1 tRNA gene and 2 rRNA genes are annotated in these 3,503 nt (G+C 54.1%); all 3 read right to left on the reverse strand.

The window, feature by feature from the left end:
- The 3 genes from rrf to Xvie_RS26645 all read right to left on the reverse strand — a co-directional run bounded on the left by rrf (position 1) and on the right by Xvie_RS26645 (position 3,367).
- Positions 1-101: ribosomal RNA gene (rrf, locus tag Xvie_RS26635) — 5S ribosomal RNA — on the reverse strand.
- Positions 102-189: 88 nt separating this feature from the next.
- Positions 190-3,099 (reverse strand): 23S ribosomal RNA (locus Xvie_RS26640).
- A 192-nt stretch (positions 3,100-3,291) separates the two neighbouring features.
- Positions 3,292-3,367 (reverse strand) — tRNA-Glu (locus Xvie_RS26645).
- Positions 3,368-3,503 lie beyond the last annotated feature (136 nt).

Genomic DNA, 3,503 nt, shown 5'->3' on the forward strand with positions numbered 1-3,503 from the left:
ACTCTCACATGGGGAGACCCCACACTACCATCGGCGCTACGGCGTTTCACTGCTGAGTTCGGCATGGGGTCAGGTGGGACCACCGCGCTATTGCCGCCAGACAAATCCTGGTTTCAACCCCGAACAAGCTGTCATCTGCTTTGAAACTTTGTCATCTGCTCTCTCAGCCCAAAACACCTTCGGTGTTGTCAGGTTAAGCCGCACGGTTCATTAGTACTGGTTAGCTCAACGTCTCGCAACGCTTACACACCCAGCCTATCCACGTCCTCGTCTCGAACGTTCCTTCAGTGTCCTCAAGGGACAAGGGAAGACTCATCTCAAGGCAAGTTTCCCGCTTAGATGCTTTCAGCGGTTATCTCTTCCGCACTTAGCTACCGGGCAGTGCCATTGGCATGACAACCCGAACACCAGTGGTGCGTCCACTCCGGTCCTCTCGTACTAGGAGCAGCCCCTTTCAATCTTCCAACGCCCACGGCAGATAGGGACCGAACTGTCTCACGACGTTCTAAACCCAGCTCGCGTACCACTTTAAATGGCGAACAGCCATACCCTTGGGACCTACTTCAGCCCCAGGATGTGATGAGCCGACATCGAGGTGCCAAACACCGCCGTCGATATGAACTCTTGGGCGGTATCAGCCTGTTATCCCCGGAGTACCTTTTATCCGTTGAGCGATGGCCCTTCCATGCAGAACCACCGGATCACTAAGACCTACTTTCGTACCTGCTCGAGCTGTCACTCTCGCAGTCAAGCTAGCTTATGCCTTTGCACTAACCTCACGATGTCCGACCGTGATTAGCTAACCTTCGTGCTCCTCCGTTACGCTTTGGGAGGAGACCGCCCCAGTCAAACTACCCACCAGACACTGTCCGCAACCCGGATGACGGGCCTACGTTAGAACCTCAAACATTCAAGGGTGGTATTTCAAGGTTGGCTCCATGCAGACTGGCGTCCACACTTCCAAGCCTCCCACCTATCCTACACATCAAGGCTCCAGGTTCAGTGTCAAGCTATAGTAAAGGTTCACGGGGTCTTTCCGTCTTGCCGCGGGTACACTGCATCTTCACAGCGAGTTCAATTTCACTGAGTCTCGGGTGGAGACAGCCTGGCCATCATTACGCCATTCGTGCAGGTCGGAACTTACCCGACAAGGAATTTCGCTACCTTAGGACCGTTATAGTTACGGCCGCCGTTTACTGGGGCTTCGATCAAGAGCTTCGCCTTGCGGCTAACCCCATCAATTAACCTTCCAGCACCGGGCAGGCGTCACACCGTATACGTCCACTTTCGTGTTTGCACAGTGCTGTGTTTTTATTAAACAGTTGCAGCCAGCTGGTATCTGCGACTGGCTTCGGCTCCGGGCGCGGGGCCCTTCACCTAGTGCCAGCGTGCCTTCTCCCGAAGTTACGGCACCATTTTGCCTAGTTCCTTCACCCGAGTTCTCTCAAGCGCCTGAGTATTCTCTACCTGACCACCTGTGTCGGTTTGGGGTACGATCCAATGTTACCTAGAGCTTAGAGGCTTTTCCTGGAAGCAGGGCATCAGCTACTTCAGCACCGTGGTGCCTCGTCATCACGCCTCAGTGTTAACAGGTGACCGGATTTGCCAGGTCACCCCACCTACACGCTTAAACCGGGACAAACCGTCGCCCGGCCAGCCTAGCCTTCTCCGTCCCCCCTTCGCAGTAACACCGGGTACGGGAATATTAACCCGTTGCCCATCGACTACGCCTTTCGGCCTCGCCTTAGGGGTCGACTCACCCTGCCCCGATTAACGTTGGACAGGAACCCTTGGTCTTCCGGCGAGCGGGTTTTTCACCCGCTTTATCGTTACTTATGTCAGCATTCGCACTTCTGATACCTCCAGCATGCCTCACAGCACACCTTCAACGGCTTACAGAACGCTCCCCTACCCAACAACACTTGCGTGTCGCTGCCGCAGCTTCGGTGCATGGTTTAGCCCCGTTACATCTTCCGCGCAGGCCGACTCGACCAGTGAGCTATTACGCTTTCTTTAAATGATGGCTGCTTCTAAGCCAACATCCTGGCTGTCTGAGCCTTCCCACTTCGTTTCCCACTTAACCATGACTTGGGGACCTTAGCTGGCGGTCTGGGTTGTTTCCCTCTTCACGACGGACGTTAGCACCCGCCGTGTGTCTCCCGTGATAACATTCTTCGGTATTCGCAGTTTGCATCGGGTTGGTAAGTCGGGATGACCCCCTAGCCGAAACAGTGCTCTACCCCCGAAGATGACTTCACGAGGCGCTACCTAAATAGCTTTCGGGGAGAACCAGCTATCTCCCGGTTTGATTGGCCTTTCACCCCCAGCCACAAGTCATCCGCTAATTTTTCAACATTAGTCGGTTCGGTCCTCCAGTTAGTGTTACCCAACCTTCAACCTGCCCATGGCTAGATCACCGGGTTTCGGGTCTATACCCTGCAACTTAACGCCCAGTTAAGACTCGGTTTCCCTGCGGCTCCCCTATACGGTTAACCTTGCTACAGAATATAAGTCGCTGACCCATTATACAAAAGGTACGCAGTCACACCCCAAAGGGTGCTCCCACTGCTTGTACGTACACGGTTTCAGGTTCTCTTTCACTCCCCTCGCCGGGGTTCTTTTCGCCTTTCCCTCACGGTACTGGTTCACTATCGGTCAGTCAGGAGTATTTAGCCTTGGAGGATGGTCCCCCCATGTTCAGACAGGATACCACGTGTCCCGCCCTACTCATCGAACTCCCACTGCCAGCGTCTTCAGATACGGGGCTATCACCCTTTACTGCCGGCCTTTCCAGACCGTTCTCCTGACGCTGACACTGATGCTGGTTCTGGGCTGCTCCCCGTTCGCTCGCCGCTACTGGGGGAATCTCGGTTGATTTCTTTTCCTCGGGGTACTGAGATGTTTCAGTTCCCCCGGTTCGCCTCATTAACCTATGAATTCAGTTAATGATAGTGCAACGGATTGCACTGGGTTTCCCCATTCGGACATCGCCGGCTGATGGCGCTTCATATCAGCTCACCGGCGCTTTTCGCAGATTAGCACGTCCTTCATCGCCTCTGACTGCCTAGGCATCCACCGTGTACGCTTAGTCGCTTAACCTCACAACCCGAAGGTGTCTTCGGACTGGAGTTTTGAGAGACTCCCCAATCCCGTCTTCACGACTGGGACTGGGTGTTTCAAATTTTCAGCTTGTTCCGGATTGTTAAAGAGCTATTATTGGTAAACCGACTTTACAGCCCGCTTAACAATAATATCAGGGGGCACCGCCTTTCACACAGGGCCTGAGCAGTGTGGCGTCCCCTAGGGGATTCGAACCCCTGTTACCGCCGTGAAAGGGCGGTGTCCTAGGCCTCTAGACGAAGGGGACATCGAGTCTTCTTCGCAGACGCGCTGCTCATATTACATTTCATCAGACAATCTGTGTGAGCACTGCAACAAAAACTACTATCTCTAGGTAAGGAGGTGATCCAACCGCAGGTTCCCCTACGGTTACCTTGTTACGA

Source organism: Xenorhabdus vietnamensis (assembly GCF_002127535.1).
Taxonomy (GTDB): domain Bacteria; phylum Pseudomonadota; class Gammaproteobacteria; order Enterobacterales; family Enterobacteriaceae; genus Xenorhabdus; species Xenorhabdus vietnamensis.